Annotated in this window: 18 protein-coding genes; 5 read left to right on the top strand and 13 right to left on the bottom strand. The window is 49.3% G+C overall.

Translation table 11 applies throughout. The features are described 5' to 3' along the window. The 4 genes from moeB (at position 1) to B4923_RS16060 (ending at position 4048) form a co-directional block, all read left to right on the top strand. The gene (moeB, locus tag B4923_RS16045) at positions 1–753 is read left to right on the top strand and encodes a molybdopterin-synthase adenylyltransferase MoeB (protein WP_109055378.1); all 753 of its coding nucleotides are present in this window, start codon (positions 1–3) and stop codon (positions 751–753) included. A gap of 162 nt (positions 754–915) precedes the next feature. Beyond that, positions 916–1311, top strand: a complete 396-nt coding sequence (locus B4923_RS16050) for an acyl-CoA thioesterase (RefSeq protein WP_109055379.1) — start codon at positions 916–918, stop codon at positions 1309–1311. A gap of 183 nt (positions 1312–1494) precedes the next feature. Further along, complete coding sequence (locus tag B4923_RS16055) at positions 1495–2094, top strand: nitroreductase family protein (RefSeq protein WP_109055380.1); 600 nt, start codon at positions 1495–1497, stop codon at positions 2092–2094. A 496-nt stretch (positions 2095–2590) separates the two neighbouring features. Then, positions 2591–4048: a diguanylate cyclase gene (locus B4923_RS16060; protein ID WP_425428641.1), complete on the top strand. Its 1458-nt coding sequence runs from the start codon at positions 2591–2593 to the stop codon at positions 4046–4048. 94 nt (positions 4049–4142) lie between these two features. On the opposite strand, the gene B4923_RS16065 is transcribed toward B4923_RS16060, so the two are convergent. The 8 genes from B4923_RS16065 to B4923_RS16105 form a co-directional block, all read right to left on the bottom strand. Next, on the bottom strand, positions 4143–4481 hold the full coding sequence (locus B4923_RS16065; RefSeq protein WP_109055382.1) for an antibiotic biosynthesis monooxygenase family protein: 339 nt from the start codon (positions 4479–4481) through the stop codon (positions 4143–4145). Positions 4482–4739: 258 nt separating this feature from the next. Further along, positions 4740–4907, bottom strand: coding sequence for a YqaE/Pmp3 family membrane protein (locus tag B4923_RS16070; RefSeq protein ID WP_109055383.1), 168 nt, complete (start codon positions 4905–4907; stop codon positions 4740–4742). Positions 4908–5467: 560 nt separating this feature from the next. Then, entirely contained in the window at positions 5468–6139 is a 672-nt protein-coding gene (locus tag B4923_RS16080) for a hypothetical protein (RefSeq protein WP_109055384.1), read from the bottom strand. Beyond that, positions 6139–8172, bottom strand: a complete 2034-nt coding sequence (locus B4923_RS16085) for a tail fiber protein (RefSeq protein WP_109055385.1) — start codon at positions 8170–8172, stop codon at positions 6139–6141. Before B4923_RS16085 ends, B4923_RS16080 begins: the two co-directional genes overlap by 1 nt. 114 nt (positions 8173–8286) lie before the next feature. Next, a complete protein-coding gene (locus B4923_RS16090) occupies positions 8287–10098 on the bottom strand; it encodes a phage tail fiber protein (protein WP_109055386.1) in 1812 nt (603 codons plus the stop codon). Positions 10099–10100: 2 nt separating this feature from the next. Further along, positions 10101–11006, bottom strand: a complete 906-nt coding sequence (locus B4923_RS16095; protein WP_109055387.1) for a baseplate wedge 1 family protein — start codon at positions 11004–11006, stop codon at positions 10101–10103. Beyond that, positions 10993–12207 carry a baseplate J/gp47 family protein gene (locus B4923_RS16100; RefSeq protein WP_109055388.1) on the bottom strand — a complete coding sequence of 405 codons (1215 nt, stop codon included), beginning with the start codon at positions 12205–12207 and terminating at the stop codon, positions 10993–10995. The genes B4923_RS16095 and B4923_RS16100 overlap by 14 nt, the downstream gene beginning before the upstream one ends. Beyond that, positions 12207–12557: a contractile injection system sheath initiator gene (locus B4923_RS16105; protein WP_109055389.1), complete on the bottom strand. Its 351-nt coding sequence runs from the start codon at positions 12555–12557 to the stop codon at positions 12207–12209. Before B4923_RS16105 ends, B4923_RS16100 begins: the two co-directional genes overlap by 1 nt. An 86-nt stretch (positions 12558–12643) precedes the next feature. Between B4923_RS16105 and B4923_RS21340 the strand changes: the two genes are divergently transcribed. Continuing rightward, positions 12644–12835: an ECs_2282 family putative zinc-binding protein gene (locus B4923_RS21340; RefSeq protein ID WP_425428642.1), complete on the top strand. Its 192-nt coding sequence runs from the start codon at positions 12644–12646 to the stop codon at positions 12833–12835. Positions 12836–12930: 95 nt separating this feature from the next. Here B4923_RS21340 and B4923_RS16115 read toward each other — a convergent pair whose 3' ends face one another. The 5 genes from B4923_RS16115 to B4923_RS16135 are packed head-to-tail and all read right to left on the bottom strand — an operon-like array spanning position 12931 to position 17170. Further along, positions 12931–13608, bottom strand: a complete 678-nt coding sequence (locus B4923_RS16115; protein ID WP_109055391.1) for a Gp138 family membrane-puncturing spike protein — start codon at positions 13606–13608, stop codon at positions 12931–12933. Next, positions 13605–14495, bottom strand: a complete 891-nt coding sequence (locus B4923_RS16120) for a phage protein (protein ID WP_109055392.1) — start codon at positions 14493–14495, stop codon at positions 13605–13607. The genes B4923_RS16115 and B4923_RS16120 overlap by 4 nt, the downstream gene beginning before the upstream one ends. Then, positions 14488–14778: a phage baseplate plug family protein gene (locus B4923_RS16125; protein WP_109055393.1), complete on the bottom strand. Its 291-nt coding sequence runs from the start codon at positions 14776–14778 to the stop codon at positions 14488–14490. The genes B4923_RS16120 and B4923_RS16125 overlap by 8 nt, the downstream gene beginning before the upstream one ends. Then, complete coding sequence (locus B4923_RS16130; protein WP_109055394.1) at positions 14775–15419, bottom strand: phage baseplate protein; 645 nt, start codon at positions 15417–15419, stop codon at positions 14775–14777. The genes B4923_RS16125 and B4923_RS16130 overlap by 4 nt, the downstream gene beginning before the upstream one ends. 2 nt (positions 15420–15421) lie before the next feature. Next, positions 15422–17170: a glycoside hydrolase family 24 protein gene (locus tag B4923_RS16135; protein ID WP_109055395.1), complete on the bottom strand. Its 1749-nt coding sequence runs from the start codon at positions 17168–17170 to the stop codon at positions 15422–15424. Between the last annotated feature and the right edge of the window lie 40 nt (positions 17171–17210).

Raw genomic sequence — 17210 nt, forward strand, 5'->3', positions numbered from 1 at the left:
ATGCTGCCGGAACTCAGTGATGCCGAAGCGCTGCGCTACAATCGTCAGATTGTGCTGCGCGGCTTTGACTTTGACGGACAGGAAAAACTGAAAGCGTCGCGCTTACTGATTGTCGGGCTGGGCGGGCTTGGCTGCGCGGCGTCACAATATCTGGCTACGGCGGGCGTCGGCCACCTGACGCTGCTGGATTTTGATACCGTTTCGCTTTCCAACTTGCAGCGTCAGGTATTACACCGTGATGAACGCATTGGCATGGCGAAAGTCGAATCCGCGCGGATCGCACTGACAGAACTCAACCCACATCTCTCTTTAGATACGGTAAACGCCAGTCTGGATGACGAGGCGCTCGGCGCCCTGATGGAAAAGCACGATGCGGTGCTGGATTGTACCGACAATGTGGCTACCCGCGACAGGTTGAACCGCCTGGGTTTTCAGTTGAAAAAACCGTTGATTTCCGGCGCGGCAATCCGTATGGAAGGCCAGATCAGCGTGTTTACCTACCAGCCGGATGAGCCTTGTTACCGTTGCCTTAGTCGGTTGTTCGGCGATAACGCGCTGACCTGCGTGGAATCGGGTGTGATGGCCCCGCTGGTCGGCGCCATCGGCAGTCTGCAAGCTCTGGAAGCCATCAAACTACTGACCCGTTACGGCAACGTCGCCACGGGTCGTCTGCTGATGTTTGATGCCATGACGCTGCAATTTCGCGAAATCAAGCTGCCGAAAAATCCCGCCTGTGAGGTATGTGGCGGTTGATTAACCGTATCGGCGCCAATTGCATCGAAAAACAGAACCGCGCCCCTCGTTTGCCCGCCGGGGCGGTTAGCCCCTGAGTGATATCTCATTCATATTGTTATGACTTTGTGTATATTTAAGGTGTAAAATGTTCGTTCGATGCTTAAGCAGGTCAGACATACTATGAGCCAAGCGCTGTCTATTGACGAAAAAATCCAGAATTCTATCACCAAGGTCGCCAAAGTCGTTTTTCCTACCAATATCAATCACCACTCCACCCTGTTTGGTGGCACCGCGCTGTCGTGGATGGACGAAATCTCTTTCATTACCGCAACCCGTTTCTGCCATAAACCACTGGTGACGGTTTCCACAGAAAAGATTAACTTTAATACGCCGATTCCTTCCGGCACGATTATCGAACTTATCGGACAGGTCAGCCGGGTGGGAAGAACCAGCCTGACCGTTGATGTTAATGTTTTTCTGGAACAGATGTACGCGGAAGGCCGGACCAAGGTGATATCGGGACAGTTCAATTTTGTTGCAGTGAATGATGAAGGCCGGCCGATTCCATTATTTTAGACAGACACGCTTTAGAGACGTGCCGGCCTCAACGGTGAGGCGGAGATAATCACCGCGTTATTATCTCGAATTCACCCATCGTTAGTAAATTTACATATATAAATCAATCTACTATTTTCTTGTATGCAATAGATATCAGTGCCACAGTGTATAAATAAGCAACCATGTAAAGGGGTACGAACCATGAGTAATGCTTTTTTGCAAGCCATCAAAGCCCGCCGCTCCATCTATGCCATTGGGAATAAATTACCCATTTCCGAGGATGCGGTAACCGCATTGATTACCGAAGCCGTTAAGCAAAGCCCTTCATCCTTCAACTCGCAGAGCTCGCGCGTGGTGATCCTGTTCGGTGAACAGCATGCCAAAGTCTGGGATATCGTTAAGCAGCAGTTGAAGAAGATTGTTCCTGAAGGATCATTCGCGGCCACAGAGCAGAAGCTGGCTTCGTTTGCCGCCGGCGCGGGCACCGTCTTATTCTTTGAAGACACAAAAGTCATCGAAGATCTCCAGAAGAAGTTTGCTCTGTATGCGGATAATTTCCCTGTCTGGTCGGAGCATTCTACCGGGATTGCCCAGTTCGCCGTGTGGTCCACTCTGGCGCAGGAAAAAATCGGCGCATCGCTACAGCATTACAATCCGCTAATTGACGACGATGTGAAAACACAGTGGAATTTACCTGCCAGTTGGAAGCTGCGCGCTCAATTGCCATTCGGTTCAATTGAACAACCCGCGGGTGAAAAAACCTATATCCCGGATGAAGAACGTTTCCGTATTTTCAAATAATCCGTTGATACATAGAGCTTGATATAAAAAAGGGACCACGCAGCCATGCGTTCCCTTTTTTAACCATGCTTCCCCTTTCTCATTATTAAAACGTCTAAATAGCAATACGCGCATTCATCTCATCTCGGCGCAAATACTCCGAATAAATCGTTGCAGGTTCCTGCCCCTTTTTTCTCCGGTTCAATAATATTTTTCACATTACGGAGACGTTTTAATAAGCCTGCAATAAAATACGAAAAATCACATTCTCAGCCCCCTCCTTTTCTGATAATTCATGATAGCTACTGTGATATTTTTCTATTTTTTACAGGGAAGAACGGCGCATCGGAGATGCTAATTGGTAGCATTTCTTTGCACATCAACACATTGATGTTTCTTGGCGCGACTGCTTAACTTCAGTAAGATGCTCTGCGATATTCGTTAGGTGAGCGATGGATTTTGAATTGCCTTATCATTTGATGACTACATTGAGGACAATGTCTTGCGGATCGGACTAATGACAAACTCACGCTGGTTGAATAAACCCCGGGCAATAATCGTGTTTGCCGCGATGCTCCTCACTGCGTTTCTGGTTATTAGCTGGACCAGCTATGAAGTTGCAAAAGAGTCACTGGAAGAAGAAATAAAAGAAAACACCCTGCCCCTCACCAGCGACAACGTGTACTCCGAAATCCAGCAGGACTTGCTCAAGCCGATATTCATCTCATCACTGATGGCGCACGACACATTTTTGCGTGACTGGGTTATCAATGGCGAAAGCGATCCATTGGCGATGATCCGTTACCTGAAAGAAATCGATAACCGTTTCAATACCATTTTCTCTTTTTTCGTTTCAGATAAAACCAAACGGTACTACGACCCCCAACGCATTCTGAAAACCGTCTCAGAGCAATCCCCCGACGATCGGTGGTACTTCCAGGCCAGAACGCTGTCGGATGAGACACCCTATGCTATAGATATTTCCGTTGACCCTGAAGATCGTACGCGCCTGGACATCTTTATCAATCACCGGGTGATGGACTATAACAATAACTTCATTGGAATTACGGGAGTGGGGATCCCCGTTGAACGGGTAAAAAACCTGATTGAAAAATACGAACAGCGTTATAACCGAACCATCTATTTTATTGATAAAACGGGTAACGTGGCATTGCATGGAAACACCTACAATCGTCCATTGAAAATTCAGGAGCAGCCCGGCCTGTCCTCGTTGGCCACCTCAATATTGACGGTGCCCGGCGGCGCATATGAATATTTTTCAAACGGCAGACAGGTTTTCCTGAACACGCGGTTGTTGCCCGAGTTTGGCTGGTATCTGATGGTCGAGCAAAGTAATCATCCCAGCGAGAAACGCCTCTATGACACGCTGATGAAAAACCTCGGCGTCAGTATTGTCGTTAGTATGCTGTTCTTATTTCTGCTATGGCTGACTATCGGCGGCTACCAGCGGCGTCTGGAGCAGATGGCCACCACGGATAAGCTGACCGGCATTATGAATCGACAGGCCTTTGATTACTTTTTCAAACGTTTATTGGCCCGACGCATGTCTCATCACCAGCCCGTCGCCATTCTGTTAATTGATATTGACCACTTTAAACAGATAAACGACCACTATGGTCACGGCGTTGGCGACGTGGTTCTGCAACATATTGCCGGCCTGATACAGCAAACCATTCGAAGCAGCGATCAGGCCTGCCGCTGGGGCGGAGAAGAGTTCGTCATACTGCTGGACGACTGTAACCTCGATAACGCATTACTGCGGGCCGACTCGTTGCGTAAAAAGATTGAAGCGGCGAAAGTTCGGGCTGAAGGCGACACGATTCAAATTACCATCAGTTGTGGCGTCGCGGAGTATCAAAACAATGAAACATTGGAGACGATGATTAATCGAGCGGATATTGCGCTCTACCAGGCGAAACAGCAAGGGCGCAATCGGGTTGTTAAATCAGAATAGCTGTTAAATTAGAATAGTGGCTAAATCCGCACACGTTTCAACATCCGCTGTTCTTACTCCCGCCAGAGAGCATCAGGTCGCTGGCGGGAATACATTACCTCATCTGTTTTCCGTAGGCATACTTCACTTCAGAAACGCGCAACTCATAACGTTTGTACCATTCGGTGATACCAAATTCCTGCGCAATACGGTGCTCTGAGTGGTTTCGCCACCGCTTGATGGCTTCAAGCGAATCCCAGTACGAGACGGTTATGCCAAATCCCTGACTATCGCGTGCGCTTTCTGCGCCCAGATAACCGGGTTGCTCCATCGCCAATTCAACCATACGAAGCGACATCGCGTCATACCCATTATCCCCTTCGGTGCGTTGAGATGAAAAAATAACCGCAAAATAAGGCGGTTCTGGCAAACGGGTAAATTGAGTATCCGACATGAACAACCTCTGAATACGGGGAAATAATAAAAAGATACGCCGAAACCATTGGGATCAGACGTATCCGGGACCGAATACGTTTTAATACATTGAATTAACGGACGCAATCGAAAGGTATCAATATCGGCAGAATAAATAAAAGCGGATCTCACCACCGGTGACACCCGCCTGCCATTGTTTAAAATAATAAGCCATCCGGTATCATGTTGTACCCGATATGCTTCCTTAAATTTTATTCATTTTTAAATACTATTCGTTTTAAATACTATCCGTTTTGGTCTGAACCCAGAACGCATGGATCAGCCCGGGGAAATACCCCAGCAAGGTGAGAATAATATTCAGAATAAATGCGCCGCCAACCCCTTTCCCCAGCAACACGCCCAAAGGCGGTAAAAGGATGGTAAATACGATTCGCCAAAAACCCATATCAGTCTCCGTAACGTAATGATTACCTATGACCCTAGTACAGATAACGCGATTTGTCAGCATTAAAGGGAAGATCAACGGCAGTGCATCAGGATTGCAGAAGAAAAAATGGTTTGATAGATGATTTTCTCACCGGGATTTTTATCACAGAATAGAATGCCTATAAGTGATTGAATAATGGCGGAGAGAGAGGGATTTGAACCCTCGGAGGGATTGCTCCCTCAACGGTTTTCGAGACCGGTATAACACCAGTTAACATTCAATAACTTACTGGTTTTTGTTGGTATATATCATGAAATCACGTATTGTTATATCAATAAGTTACAATGCCTTAATCAACCAAATACCAACAAAATAACGCATAAAAATGAAAACTTTCGATTATCACGGAACAACGATCTGCATACTCGACGACAATGACATGTTAACTGAATGCCCCGTCGGTTCCTATGCAGTGATCGAGCGAGAAAGAAGCGCCAGCGATTCATATTGATCCCGTCCCAACGCTGGAAGATGCGCTCGACATCATCGCCAATAAACATGCGTTTTTTGCGTAAGAATTACAGCGCACTCAGTACAAAATTTTCGTTCGTAAAAATGAATTCGAAATATTTATTGTTGATCGTGCTATGCCAGCGCCAGCGCAAGCCCAGTTGTTTTCCGTAGAAATTTGAATAATCCTGCTGCTGAACCTTAAAATAGCGATACCCAGTCGATGCCAGCCACCCTAAAAATGCCTGTCTATCAATAACAGCCGGATTTATTGTTGATAATGTCTGATATGCGCCGGTACTCTGACGTAATACTGACGCAGTACCGCTATCGTATTTCACACCCAGCGCGGTAGGCTGGGCTCCAGATGTAGAGAACATATCAACAGGAACGATCTCGCCAGTTTCCACAACAATGTATTCAAAATATGACCAATCAACATCAATGCCATTACTGGCCAAATTGCTGAGTAGCGGGATTTGGACGCTATTTGCAATCCACGAAAGACGGTTTGTTGTTTCTGATGCAATACCCTGCGTCAATGTGAGCGTTGTCGCATTAGCTATATCGTAATACGCGGATGGATCTTCATATTCTGTATCTCCCGGGAACACTTTTTTAAATGTCCCGTTATCATTAATCCACGCGGCCGTCACGGGTTTAAACGTCCCATCGTCATTGATATTCAGCGCTGAAACAGTGGCGAAAACGCCCCCGGATGTTTTGCGATAAATTGGCATTATGCCTCCGTTTGATACCAGACATGACCGTTTGCATATCCCGTAGCATCAGTCGGCGCAACATCGGTCGATATCGTGTAGCTCACGCCCAAGTTCTCGCGTGATTCTGCTGCGTCCGCTACGTCTGACAGATTATTTGCGATGGCAAGGAAATCACCGCCTGACTGTTCCCACGCGCCAAATGTCTGCGTTGCCGTGTCGACGCAGTAGCGGTGATAAACATCCGTCGTGTTGTACGGATAGTAAATCTGACGTATGCCGGTTCCAGTGGTTTTGATGACATCCAGCATGCCGGCCAGCGCAACGGGATAGTGCCGGGCTGCTGTCGCATTGCTGGTCAGTGACTGGAATTTGCGGCCAGGGCTGGTGACGGTGTTCAGGTCTTCCGTTCCCAGCGTTGCGCTGGCTTGCGGCACGGCGTTGACATCCGTTGCCGATAGACTGTCTTTCGTCGCTAAATCGCCCAAGCCCAGTGCGTTCCGCGCTTGACCCTGCGCCACTGCGCCGCCAGCGGAAATTTCAGAGAGATTGTTTTCAATCTGGAGATAAATCTCCGGCACTTCCTCTTCCGTCGCAGTAATCGTTATCGATGCCGTTACGCCAGAACTCGCGCCGGTCAGCGATAATGTGGCTGTACCTGCGCCGCTGATGGTCAGTGTACCATCGGCCGCCAGCGTGGCGACCGTAGGATCGGAAGATGCGGAGTTTACAGTTTCCGTGTAGCTAGTGGGCGAGTACGTCACGGGAACAGCATAGGTGTTGCCTGCCAGCAACTCAGCAGGGATAGCGCCAATAGAGATTGTGGTCAGATAGACATGCTGCGTTACTGTCGCCGTCGCGGTCAAGCCGGTAGATAGGCTGGCAATGATAGTCTGCGTGCCGCTCTTTCCCGCCGTGGACGAGTACAGTCCGTTGCTGTCTATGCTGCCCAATGTTGGATCAGATACGGCCCACGACACTGGATAATCAGCGGACAATGCCGCAGGCAGTACCGTCCCTGCAAACTGCCGAGTTGTGCCAGCGTTGATCGTCACCGCTGAAGGAGAAATCACTAGCGCTGTCGGCGTGGTCGAGCCGGAGTTTTCAGACTCAGCCAGATCGGTTTTGATGATGTACATTGCCGCAATATTAATCGGGCGAGTTTCAGAGCCTGTATTTTCCTGAATCTCGCCGCTTTCTATTCTTCCTGCCGCAAGGCTCGTTCCGCTATTCCCACATTGGTGTAGAGCCCCCTCTTGTGGCCCATACGAATCAGCCCTAGTACCAAACCTGCCGGTAATTAGAATGTGAGAATGTGGACCGACCTCATCACTTTGAACGCTCCCCAACTCTCGATCCGCATCAATCGTACTGCCGTTAGACCATGCACGAACGAACCTGCCGCGATAATCCGGCACCACACCGTCGGGATACATCAGTGCAAGTTTGGGATTTTGTTCCGTGTCGAATTCCTGCCCGTTCAGTTCCAGCCAGCCATCGGGCGGAGTTTCGCTGCCCCACATCACAATCGCGCCAACGGGCAGCAAGTACGGCGTCAGCGCGGTTTTTAGTTGTTCGTCGAGATAGCTGGCGCCGGCATGCAAACGGCGTGGGGTAATAACCTGCGTGCTGCCCTCGCCTGCGATCGCTTCTTCTTCCGTGGCCTCGCGCTGGATGTACACCTGCCATTTCGTTGCATCAGCGCCCGGCGTCGCCGTATTGTTGCCGGCAAGCGACAAATACAGCGCGCCGTTGTACTCGACGACAACGCCAGCATCATACGCAAACGCTGCGCCGTTGTTGTTCGCCGTCGTGATCCATTCGGGGTATGCGTTAGTCTGGTACTGACGGATCGCGCCGGTGATTGCGTTCAGCACCGTATTCATGGCTTCACGTTCTACCGGCTTCGCGTTGGCGTCTGCCGCTGGGTCTTTTGCATAGTCCGGCCCCCACCCCGATGGATAGCTCACGCTGCCGTCGCTGGCGGCGGTTTCGGGAATAGCTTGGGTATCACCGTTCGATGCGAACGGTACGCGGAAGAATTTCTGATCCATTTATTGAACTCCAGAAATGAAAAAAGGCCGCGATGCGGCCATAGAGGATTTTGATTCGGCTTGCAGAATTACGGGATTTAATACGTGTAATTGCCCGCTTTGCGTGAGTAAAATTCACGCATCAACATGAATAAAAGACGGTGATACTGTCCCACAATAAACATTACTGTGTCTGACTGATTGCGTTTCTACTGTATTTTCGCGTTCTGGCATGTTAACGCGAACCTGAATATAAAAACCTTTTGGAACATCTATCAAATCACCATTCTCGTACCCATCGATTTCATTACGAGCAAATGAAATCGCGTCCGGGTGTGGACGATGATAAATGCGGACGATGACCGAACCATCGGGCTCTACGTCAAAATCATTCCACGTCAATTCGAGTCCATTACGGCAGCGCGGGTTTGTTACGCCGCCGTCAATTCCGTTCCAAGCCGCGTCTGGATGCATACCCGCACAACCGGTTATTTTGTACGTTCCCTCACTCAATCGTTCAACTGCCACCCCCTCGGCATCGTCTGTAGCAGTGAATGAGCCGTCTGCGTAGATGTTTATAACCGGTGATGCTGTTTTCCAAAAACCGCTAGAATCTGCAACTGCATTATTCCCGGTCACTAACGCCGTACCTGTCGCAGCGGTTGGAATATTAATTACTGTTTGATTTGTCGTTGTGTCGCCAGCAGAGCGACTATAAATTTGAAGCGCACCCGCTAATGACGCCGTTATAAGTCGATATCGACCAACTGTCCCAGCAGCGATGCCGGTATTTGATAATTCGATTCCGGGAAATGATGTTCTGACGATGGATATATTTTGGCTAAATGTTTTAGTCCCTGTAATTGTTTGCGCGGTGCTTGTTGTGACGCCTGTATTTTCTGTGAGAACATTTACACCGTTTATTGTTACGGTTGTCGCTACGTTCAATTGAATATTGCCATTTTGCAATAAACGAATATAAGCACCGCCTGATTCATTAAGTAACGAGACGTCTGCTGTTGTATTAGAACCACGCCCTATCCACCATGTGTTAACCCCTGCTTCGGTTTGCCCTCGTATAAAATTCGCCATATTGGTACTAACGGGACGTAGCACTATTCCTGCGCCGTCATAAGAAAAGACTTTAACGCCTGTAATAGTTTGAGCTCCAGCAGCCGTCAAGGGATTCTGTAAATTTCTATTAGTCCAAAACTCAGACCAGCCAGACCAAACACCGCCATTATAGCAGTTATAAAATACTCGATGTGATGCGGCTGTTATTGTTGCAGGGGTAGCAAAAACGCCGCGTAAACTGTTATTAAAATTTATTAATTCAAACATCCAGCCCTCGGAGGATGTCGGTGTACTTGGATTTGTCCCTAATGCTGAATATTTTCCTGATTGTGCTGTTGATAGATATGTTAAAACATCAGTACCTGCTGGAATTCTAATTCCAACACCACCCAAACCAAAGGCACCTACTGACATAAGCCGTGCGGCAGTCGAATCAATTAACGAGGATATAACTGTCGCAAGCGCAGCATTTTTTAAACCCAGATTTTCACGAAACGTCTCAGCATCATCAATATCAGAACCGTTGGCGGATTTTTTCATTGAATCATTAGCGGATTGCGAAGCCTGATCAATATCATTAGATAGTTGATTAAGTTCATTTTCTGTATTTTGTGAAAGTGAATCAATATCCTGATTGATTTGATTAATAGTATTTTCTGTGTCTTCGCTCAGTTGGTTTAATTCATTTTTGATTTCTTCCAGTTTGGTTTTTAAATATTTCGTCCGATTCGATAGCGCCCTGGCTTGAAAATTTGCGGGTCCATCTGTTCCACCCAACACATCCGTATTAATCTGTAGCTCAGGGACTTTGTCAGTAAATTCATTTAACTCATTAATTGCAGGTAAATCATCTGGTGTAATTAAATCTGACACGACTACCCCCTAAAAGAATATGCGCCATCATATTTAATGGCACCGTTAAATTTGACTCTCGTTGATAATTCGCTCGACTCAATGTTTTCCCATTCGCACAATGGCGTTAAAACCTGAGCGCGGGCGACCACGCTGTAACCGACATCTATATTCGGTGTCGTCTCAAAATACCCGTTATCATCTGTTACCAGCCGTTCTGTGACTGTTGACCCGCCAGCCAGCGTGTAAATCAGCGTGATATCCACGTCAGACACAACAATGCCCGCGCCCGCCGTTAACGCGCCAGAAAGAACACCATCAGTGAACGTCAACGTTAATTTCAGATTGGTGTAAACCTTAATTCCATCCCCATGCCAGAACGGGGCGCGGAAATTCGAGTAATGCGGGCCGAAGCCGAAGGGTTTGTATGTCAGCGTGCGAGCTTGTTTCATCCCGACGCCCTGCGGTCGTGGTATCAGGTCGTAATCAGCGACAAGTTTTTGCGAGCCAACGTCGAGATATTCGAAAAAAATAGGGCGCATGGTCATATCCTGACCATCCAGAATTAGTGCGTCGGTGCCAAGGATGTAATCGGTAGCCCGCTTTATTTCGTCAATCGTCGCAATGCTGTTGTTTTTGAAAATCTTCGCCTTAATCATTCGGCGAAACAGGTCGTCACTCACTGCCGCTGACGCGCAGGCCGGGTAAAACGTCCCGACCGGACGCTTTGTGTATCCCGCGATGCGCCCGCAGATATCGAGTTGCTCGCCCTCGGCGCTATCGATATCGAGCATCGTCTGGATTTTTGCTAACTGATCCTCGATGCTGGCTTGGGCGATGTCAGGCAAAGTCAGCAGCAGCGCGATCAGTTTCGGCGCGTTTTTATATTGCCAGTAGACTCGCGTCAACGCCTTATCACGGTGCTGCATAGCTCACCTCGATGCCATCCGCCGAGAACACGGCCAACTGGTTAAACGCGATAGGGATGGTACTGTGCGTCACGTCGTCAGCGCTGGCGCCGACGGTGATCGCTGCAACGTAATCGTCATTGCCAACGATTTTATTCACCGGCGTGAACAGGCGTCCAGCACCCACGGTTTCACCAATACGAAACCCCTGTTTTGCAAATCCGTTTGTTTCCGGGAAACCATTCAGCGAATAGTCGATGATCGCCTGTTTTATTTCGGCGTCAGTGGCGCTGGTCAGCGTGTCAGAGACAATTTCCACACGAACATGCGCGGACACGTATTCAGGACGGAAAAAAGTCGCATTGAACGGGTTCCCGCCCGGTGTATTGGTGTCTGTGCTGATCCGGTTCGGGATGCTGGCGTTATAGCGGTTCAGACCACAGCCGGGGTTTTTCCGCACCGACAGCGTGACCACAATGTCATCTACCGAGCCACCATCGATAAAAATCGCCATCGAATGCCCCTCAACGCCGTTTGCGTCGGGCGATGACTCGGTATTCTCATAAATGCGCACCTTCTTCACGCCATCTATGTTGACCAGCGCGGCATAGATGTTGTCGATCTGGTTATTTCCGGGTAGCGCTACAGATTCATTGCGCCGGATACGGAATGCATCATCACTTTCCTCATTGGCTCCCAGCGACGCCGCGTCAGGATTAGTTACTGACGTAATACCGCCAACCGGTGTGGCGATGATCGACAGGTTGTCGCTGTTGGCGCCCTGCGATCCGGCAGTGGCGCATGTCACATTCACCGTTGCGTTGCCGCTATTGTCGGTCGCTACCGTCGTATCCGTGGCCCAGAGCGTATTCGTGATTCGGTTGCGAACCAGCGTACCCGCAGGGATCTCCACCAGCGGCGTGCCGGTGAAAACCACCGTCGCGGTAGAAAATGTTGCATCCTGCCGGGTGATGCCGGCGAACGCCGCGATGCGGTCGAGTTGCTGTCCTATGGCCGAGTTCGGATCAGCGGAATGATATGCGTTGATTACCGCCTCATCCAGGTTCGCCAGCGTTTCGCACCACGCCGCGATAATCAGGCCGTCCGGCGATTCCGGATTGATGTTCCAGCCGTCGTCAATATCCAGATAGCGCTGGCGCATCACGGCAAGATAGCTGTTCAGCGTCTGGCCGACGGCCCCGTCTTTTGTGATCTCCGCCATTAGATGATTTCCTCGTTAAACAACAGTTCGAACTGTTCGTTATTGATATCCACCAGCGACGCATAAACGGTGATTTTTCGGGTTTTCTGGTCGATATCGAACTCAAATCGGTTGATGCCGACGACGCCCGGCGCGGTCAAAATCCGCTGCTTGATGTTCGCCGCGGCAATGTCTGCTTGGGTTTTGCCTAAAATGTTCTGAAACCACGGCGTTCCCTCCGTTGAGTCCAAAAAATACTCACCGAGAAAAAGCCGCAGCCGACGGATAATCCCCTGTCGCGTCGCCTCTTTCCCGGTCGCGAAATGATCGCCATGCGTGACGATATCGCCGTCCACAAAATTACGGATCACAGTTCAGACTCCATAAAAAAGCCCCAGCGAATGCCGGGGCGTGGGTGTTACTCTGGAGTTCTCACACAGCCAGAGGAGCAACATCAATGAGCATTAAAATTCCCTGTCCGAATTGCGGTGGCGAGGTCATCAAAACGCCTACCAAAGTCAACTCGCTGGACGATCTGATCGGTGCCGTCTGCACCGGTTGCGGGCGGCCCATCAGTAAGGATGATGTCATCGCATACGCTAGAAAGGTGGCTATCGAGAAAATCAGGAGCGCCATCAGGAAACCGTGATTTAATCAGCCCGGCCAATTCTTCCACCTTGCGGTCAATATCAGCGGTGTCGAGCACCACCCTCACCGCTATTTTACCTGTTGCCATAACCCCTCCTATTGAGGCCCATCTGTGTTGCCGCTTCCGCGATCAACACCACCGTGAACATGTGACTCAAATTCGATATTGCCAACGGCAAGCCCACCCTGCGTTACCTGTGTCCGCCCGTTCAGATCGGTTTCACCGGCATTGGTAAATTTCTGCCCGTTGTACGTCATGCCGGATTCGCTCAATGTCAAGGATGTATCGCCAACCGTCAGAGTTATTCCGCTATCCATCAGGTGAATGCGTACCGAACCGTCACGGTTGCTCATACCCATACCTGATGTCGGCAAGTCCGGAATAGCCGTTTTCAGAGAGCGATAACCCGGTGAGAAAAACGCGTCGCTGGCGCTGAACATTTCCGGCCCAACCGGTGGTGCCGGGCCGCCCATATCCAGCCATGCATCTACTGAGCGCTGGCTGAAATGAATGTACCCCTCCGTACCTGCTGGCAGTTCATGAAAAACCGACCAGCCCGACGATCCGGAAAACCGAACGGGAACGTTAACCAACAGCGGCAGCGTTTGAACCTCCCCATCATTCATTCTGCGCTGAATGCCGCATTCGACCTGCGCTCGTTGATTATCTGGATTGTAGGCAACAACATGGCCTGGCATACCGACCATCAATCCGCTGACCATGTCCATGCCAGCGGATTGAATCGCTGAAAATAACGGATTTGTGCTTTTCATTGCGCGCTACTCCATTGGCATCGGAACGTTGTGCGCCAGTCATCATTCCAAAAATCGCCCTGATGAGTGTTTGATAGCACGCGGAATGATCCGGTTCGGCGCTGAATGTCGGCCATGTCGTTCAGTCCCGTGTTATACATGCCGCTATAATTAATCGTCCAAAAATCGGAGCGGATTTTCAGCAAATCACCTGGCTTAATGATGTGGTTCAAGCGGGTGTCAACTTCCAAATCCTTTTGATACCAACGCGGGTAGCTTTCCATGCCGTTATTGGAATTGAGTTCGTAAGTGGTCGGGCGTGTGGCTCCCTCACGAATGAGGGTGGTTTTTGTTTCTGACAATAGCCAGTCATAGCGCCACGCCGCTTTCATCGCGTTAAGAAAGTTCCTGCTTGATGTATGCGGCAACGTGTAGCCGTGATTGAACGTTGGAAGGTCGGAGAAATCGCCTACGGTTTCGATCGGTGGACCAAATGATCGCGCTACATCCTGCAATATTTCTATTGCTTGCGTTTTCTCGCCCCATGTTTTTCCGATAGTGGCGTCAGACCAGACCTCAGTCCAGCAGTTAAGCCGCAGGTAAACGCTGACGCCATCGCGCCCAACTTCGACGCTGTTTATCTGCCCGGTGAATATTTCTCCCGATGATTCCTCATAACCGGCGGTCAACCTGACTGTACCGAAGCGTTGCCGTTTTTTATCGAATTTCTGTATCAGTTGACGGTACTGGCTGGATACGCCGTAAACCATAATCATGGCGGTTGCCACCTGATTCATTGGCATATTGGTAATAAGGAATCTAACCTGGGTGGGTGGTTCACACGTCAGTTTATTACCCTCTGCCGATGTAATTTCCATGTTATACGTTCGCCCGAATAATCTAGTCATTTGGATACCAGTTCAGGTTGTTGGTGACGCCCAAATTAGCGAGCGTTGGTGTCTCGCCCTCCAGCACAATCTTACCGATGGTGGTATTCAGGCCTGCCAGCAGGTTGACGCCCACATGTAACGCTCTCCCCAGCGCGATCGGATTATTGTCCGCGTCGCGGATATCGACCACGAAATAACTGTACCGGGTTAACCAGCGAACGTTGAACTGCAACGGTATGTCATTGAGCGTTGAGGTAAACGAAAAATCAGCCAGCCCGCGCGTGAGTGGAATAGTTTTCATTGCGGCGTCACCTCGCCTAAGTGGACGTTCGCCTGCCCTTGCGTGGCTGCCGTGTCACCAGCCGGCAAATTACTATTGATTGTCGTTGCGCCGCTGTTGCTGTCCTTTATCAGTAGTGAGCGCATTTCGACGACGATCTCTTGTCCGCCCTCGTTTTCCTTGCTTTTCTGCACCCGCGTATTGGTAATGATCATGTTGTCGTAGGATGAATTGATGCCGATAACCGTAAGGATGGATTTCTCGACCTGCAACTTCCTTAGCTCCAGTAATGCTGACTCTGATCGTTTCGTACCAGAAGCTACAAATGACAACCCAGCAGATGCAGCCAGCCCAGCTAGTACCGCTGATCCACCACTCAACAGTGAACTGGCCGCCCCTACAGCTACACCGGCACCGATACCCGCGACACCTGAATACTGGCCTGCCTCATCCATTAATGCCTTTACCGGGTTATCAGAGATAGCGACCGTCATCGTAACTGTCATTGGCCGAGTTACGGCGTTGTCATTCGCTGTTTTACCCGTTTCTAACGGATATTCGCTGACGTCTGTCCGTAGTTCGCTGGATTCTTCCAATATCGCGTCAAAAAAAATCCCGCCGATTTCTGGGTGGGACTTATCGAACACTCCGACGATTGACATGGTTACCGCCTATTACTGTTAAATGACCGCTCCAAATTCTCCCCGGCGATCGTTAGCGCATTGGCTATCGAGTCCTGCACCTGTTGCTCATTGAGTCCTAAGCCGGAAATATTTTGTGTGTTGTTTAGGGTGACACTGACGGGCCGTGACGATTCGGAACGATTGATAGATGGATTATGCGGAGCCTGACTGCGGCGCTGAACGTAATCAGGCGTGTAGTAACTCTCCATCTCCTCCATGCTGCGTTTAGGTTGCGCATACGGCGACGACGGCAGTGACGCCCACACACCGCCGAGATTATTGGTTGCTGTCATGAAGTCTCCACTCAGTACATTTTCTAGCTGACCAGCACGCTGGATAAGCCACAGTGCGGCCATATCCTGACTTTGCGGTGAAAAGTCGTTTAACCCTAGTGCTGCCGCCGCCTCATCCCATGATTTTTGCGTGAACTGGTAACGTCCCGCCGCCGATGTTTTATTCCACGTTCCGTCCGTCTGCCGGAAGTCTTTTAACTGGCGTGGGTGATCGGAAAGACTGGCAACCTGACCACCACCAAATAGGGTGTGATAACCGGAATTCATGTATGCGCTTGTACCTTCAGCGCGAGATATGGCATCAAGATAGGATCGGGCGTTGGGATTATTTAGAGCGGAATGTAGCGAATTACTCCCCGATAGATATACCTGCGGTATGAACTGATCCCGTTGCTTTATTTCTTCTTCCGATCCAAGAAGTCCTCGCATTATAGTGTCATTTCTGCGCAGATGGTTTCTTAACTCAATGCCCCGCCTTTCAGCGTCATCCATCACATCGCTATACAGTTCCAGTGGGGATTTATTCCCCATAACTTCACGTCTGGCGAAATTATTTATATCTTCTTCTGGCCCCAGAAGTTTACGCATGACAGCATCGTTACGCCGTAAATGATTTCTAAATTCTATTCCTTGCTTTTCTGCATCATCCATTATCTCGTCGTACCAACTACCGGACGTAACCTTATCTACAATGCCGTTAATTTCCCCTCTATTTTTATCAACAAATTGATTTATATCCCCAAGCATTTTGTTTAAGTTTTCAAGCAATGGCCCACCGATTTGATAAGAAAGAACCTCAAAATTTCTTCCGATATCTGCCATTGAATCTCTAAACTTCTGTGCGTTTTCCAAAATCTTTTCATCAATAACATAGGGGGTTTTATCAGACATTTCCTGCGCCTGTTGAAGAAAACGCGGCCCCTGTTCCAGAAGTCTAACCATCGGAGAATCAGCGCCAGTCCCTATACCTTGCTGCAAAAAGGCACGCTGATCATTATTCATTCGTTGATAGCTGTCAGAAAGATACCGTAGGGCATCAGATGGCGACATATTGGCAAAATCAGACGGGTTAAAAGCGCCATTCCAGTAAGCTTTATCACCTAACTCCCCAAACCTCGCCTGTCTCTGTATAGTGCTTATTGATTTCGCAACCTGGTTTGCATCACCATTCGATAATCCCAGGCGCTTCATAGCCATTTCAAGGCCCTGCAACTGTCGGATAGTAAATCCGGTATTATCACTAAGCCTCTTCATTTCCTGTGCTGATGTAGCGATACCGTTGGTTAGGGCATTAAACGTCAACGCGCTTCCTGTAGCAGCGGCTAACTGCAACACCCCATCGGTAACACCCTTGATGGCGTCCGCACCTTTCTGGAATGATTTAGCATCAGTTTCCAGCCCAAGCGACACCAGTAGCGAATCTATGGTTTCTGCCATTTATTGATCTCCATACGAAAAACTCAGACTTTTTCTGGGT

It is taken from the genome of Brenneria roseae subsp. americana (assembly GCF_003115815.1).
GTDB lineage: Bacteria > Pseudomonadota > Gammaproteobacteria > Enterobacterales > Enterobacteriaceae > Brenneria > Brenneria roseae.

Bases quoted from the DNA above. Each gene is read 5' to 3' on its own strand.
- B4923_RS16070 (WP_109055383.1), bottom strand. From the start codon at position 4,907: ATGGGTTTTTGGCGAATCGTATTTACCATCCTTTTACCGCCTTTGGGC.
- B4923_RS21340 (WP_425428642.1), top strand. From the start codon at position 12,644: ATGAGCATTAAAATTCCCTGTCCGAATTGCGGTGGCGAGGTCATCAAA.
- B4923_RS16060 (WP_425428641.1), top strand. From the start codon at position 2,591: ATGACAAACTCACGCTGGTTGAATAAACCCCGGGCAATAATCGTGTTT.
- moeB (WP_109055378.1), top strand. From the start codon at position 1: ATGCTGCCGGAACTCAGTGATGCCGAAGCGCTGCGCTACAATCGTCAG.
- B4923_RS16095 (WP_109055387.1), bottom strand. From the start codon at position 11,006: ATGCAGCACCGTGATAAGGCGTTGACGCGAGTCTACTGGCAATATAAA.
- B4923_RS16130 (WP_109055394.1), bottom strand. From the start codon at position 15,419: ATGTCAATCGTCGGAGTGTTCGATAAGTCCCACCCAGAAATCGGCGGG.
- B4923_RS16120 (WP_109055392.1), bottom strand. From the start codon at position 14,495: ATGACTAGATTATTCGGGCGAACGTATAACATGGAAATTACATCGGCA.
- B4923_RS16080 (WP_109055384.1), bottom strand. From the start codon at position 6,139: ATGCCAATTTATCGCAAAACATCCGGGGGCGTTTTCGCCACTGTTTCA.
- B4923_RS16125 (WP_109055393.1), bottom strand. From the start codon at position 14,778: ATGAAAACTATTCCACTCACGCGCGGGCTGGCTGATTTTTCGTTTACC.
- B4923_RS16055 (WP_109055380.1), top strand. From the start codon at position 1,495: ATGAGTAATGCTTTTTTGCAAGCCATCAAAGCCCGCCGCTCCATCTAT.
- B4923_RS16135 (WP_109055395.1), bottom strand. From the start codon at position 17,170: ATGGCAGAAACCATAGATTCGCTACTGGTGTCGCTTGGGCTGGAAACT.
- B4923_RS16050 (WP_109055379.1), top strand. From the start codon at position 916: ATGAGCCAAGCGCTGTCTATTGACGAAAAAATCCAGAATTCTATCACC.
- B4923_RS16065 (WP_109055382.1), bottom strand. From the start codon at position 4,481: ATGTCGGATACTCAATTTACCCGTTTGCCAGAACCGCCTTATTTTGCG.
- B4923_RS16100 (WP_109055388.1), bottom strand. From the start codon at position 12,207: ATGGCGGAGATCACAAAAGACGGGGCCGTCGGCCAGACGCTGAACAGC.
- B4923_RS16115 (WP_109055391.1), bottom strand. From the start codon at position 13,608: ATGAAAAGCACAAATCCGTTATTTTCAGCGATTCAATCCGCTGGCATG.
- B4923_RS16085 (WP_109055385.1), bottom strand. From the start codon at position 8,172: ATGGATCAGAAATTCTTCCGCGTACCGTTCGCATCGAACGGTGATACC.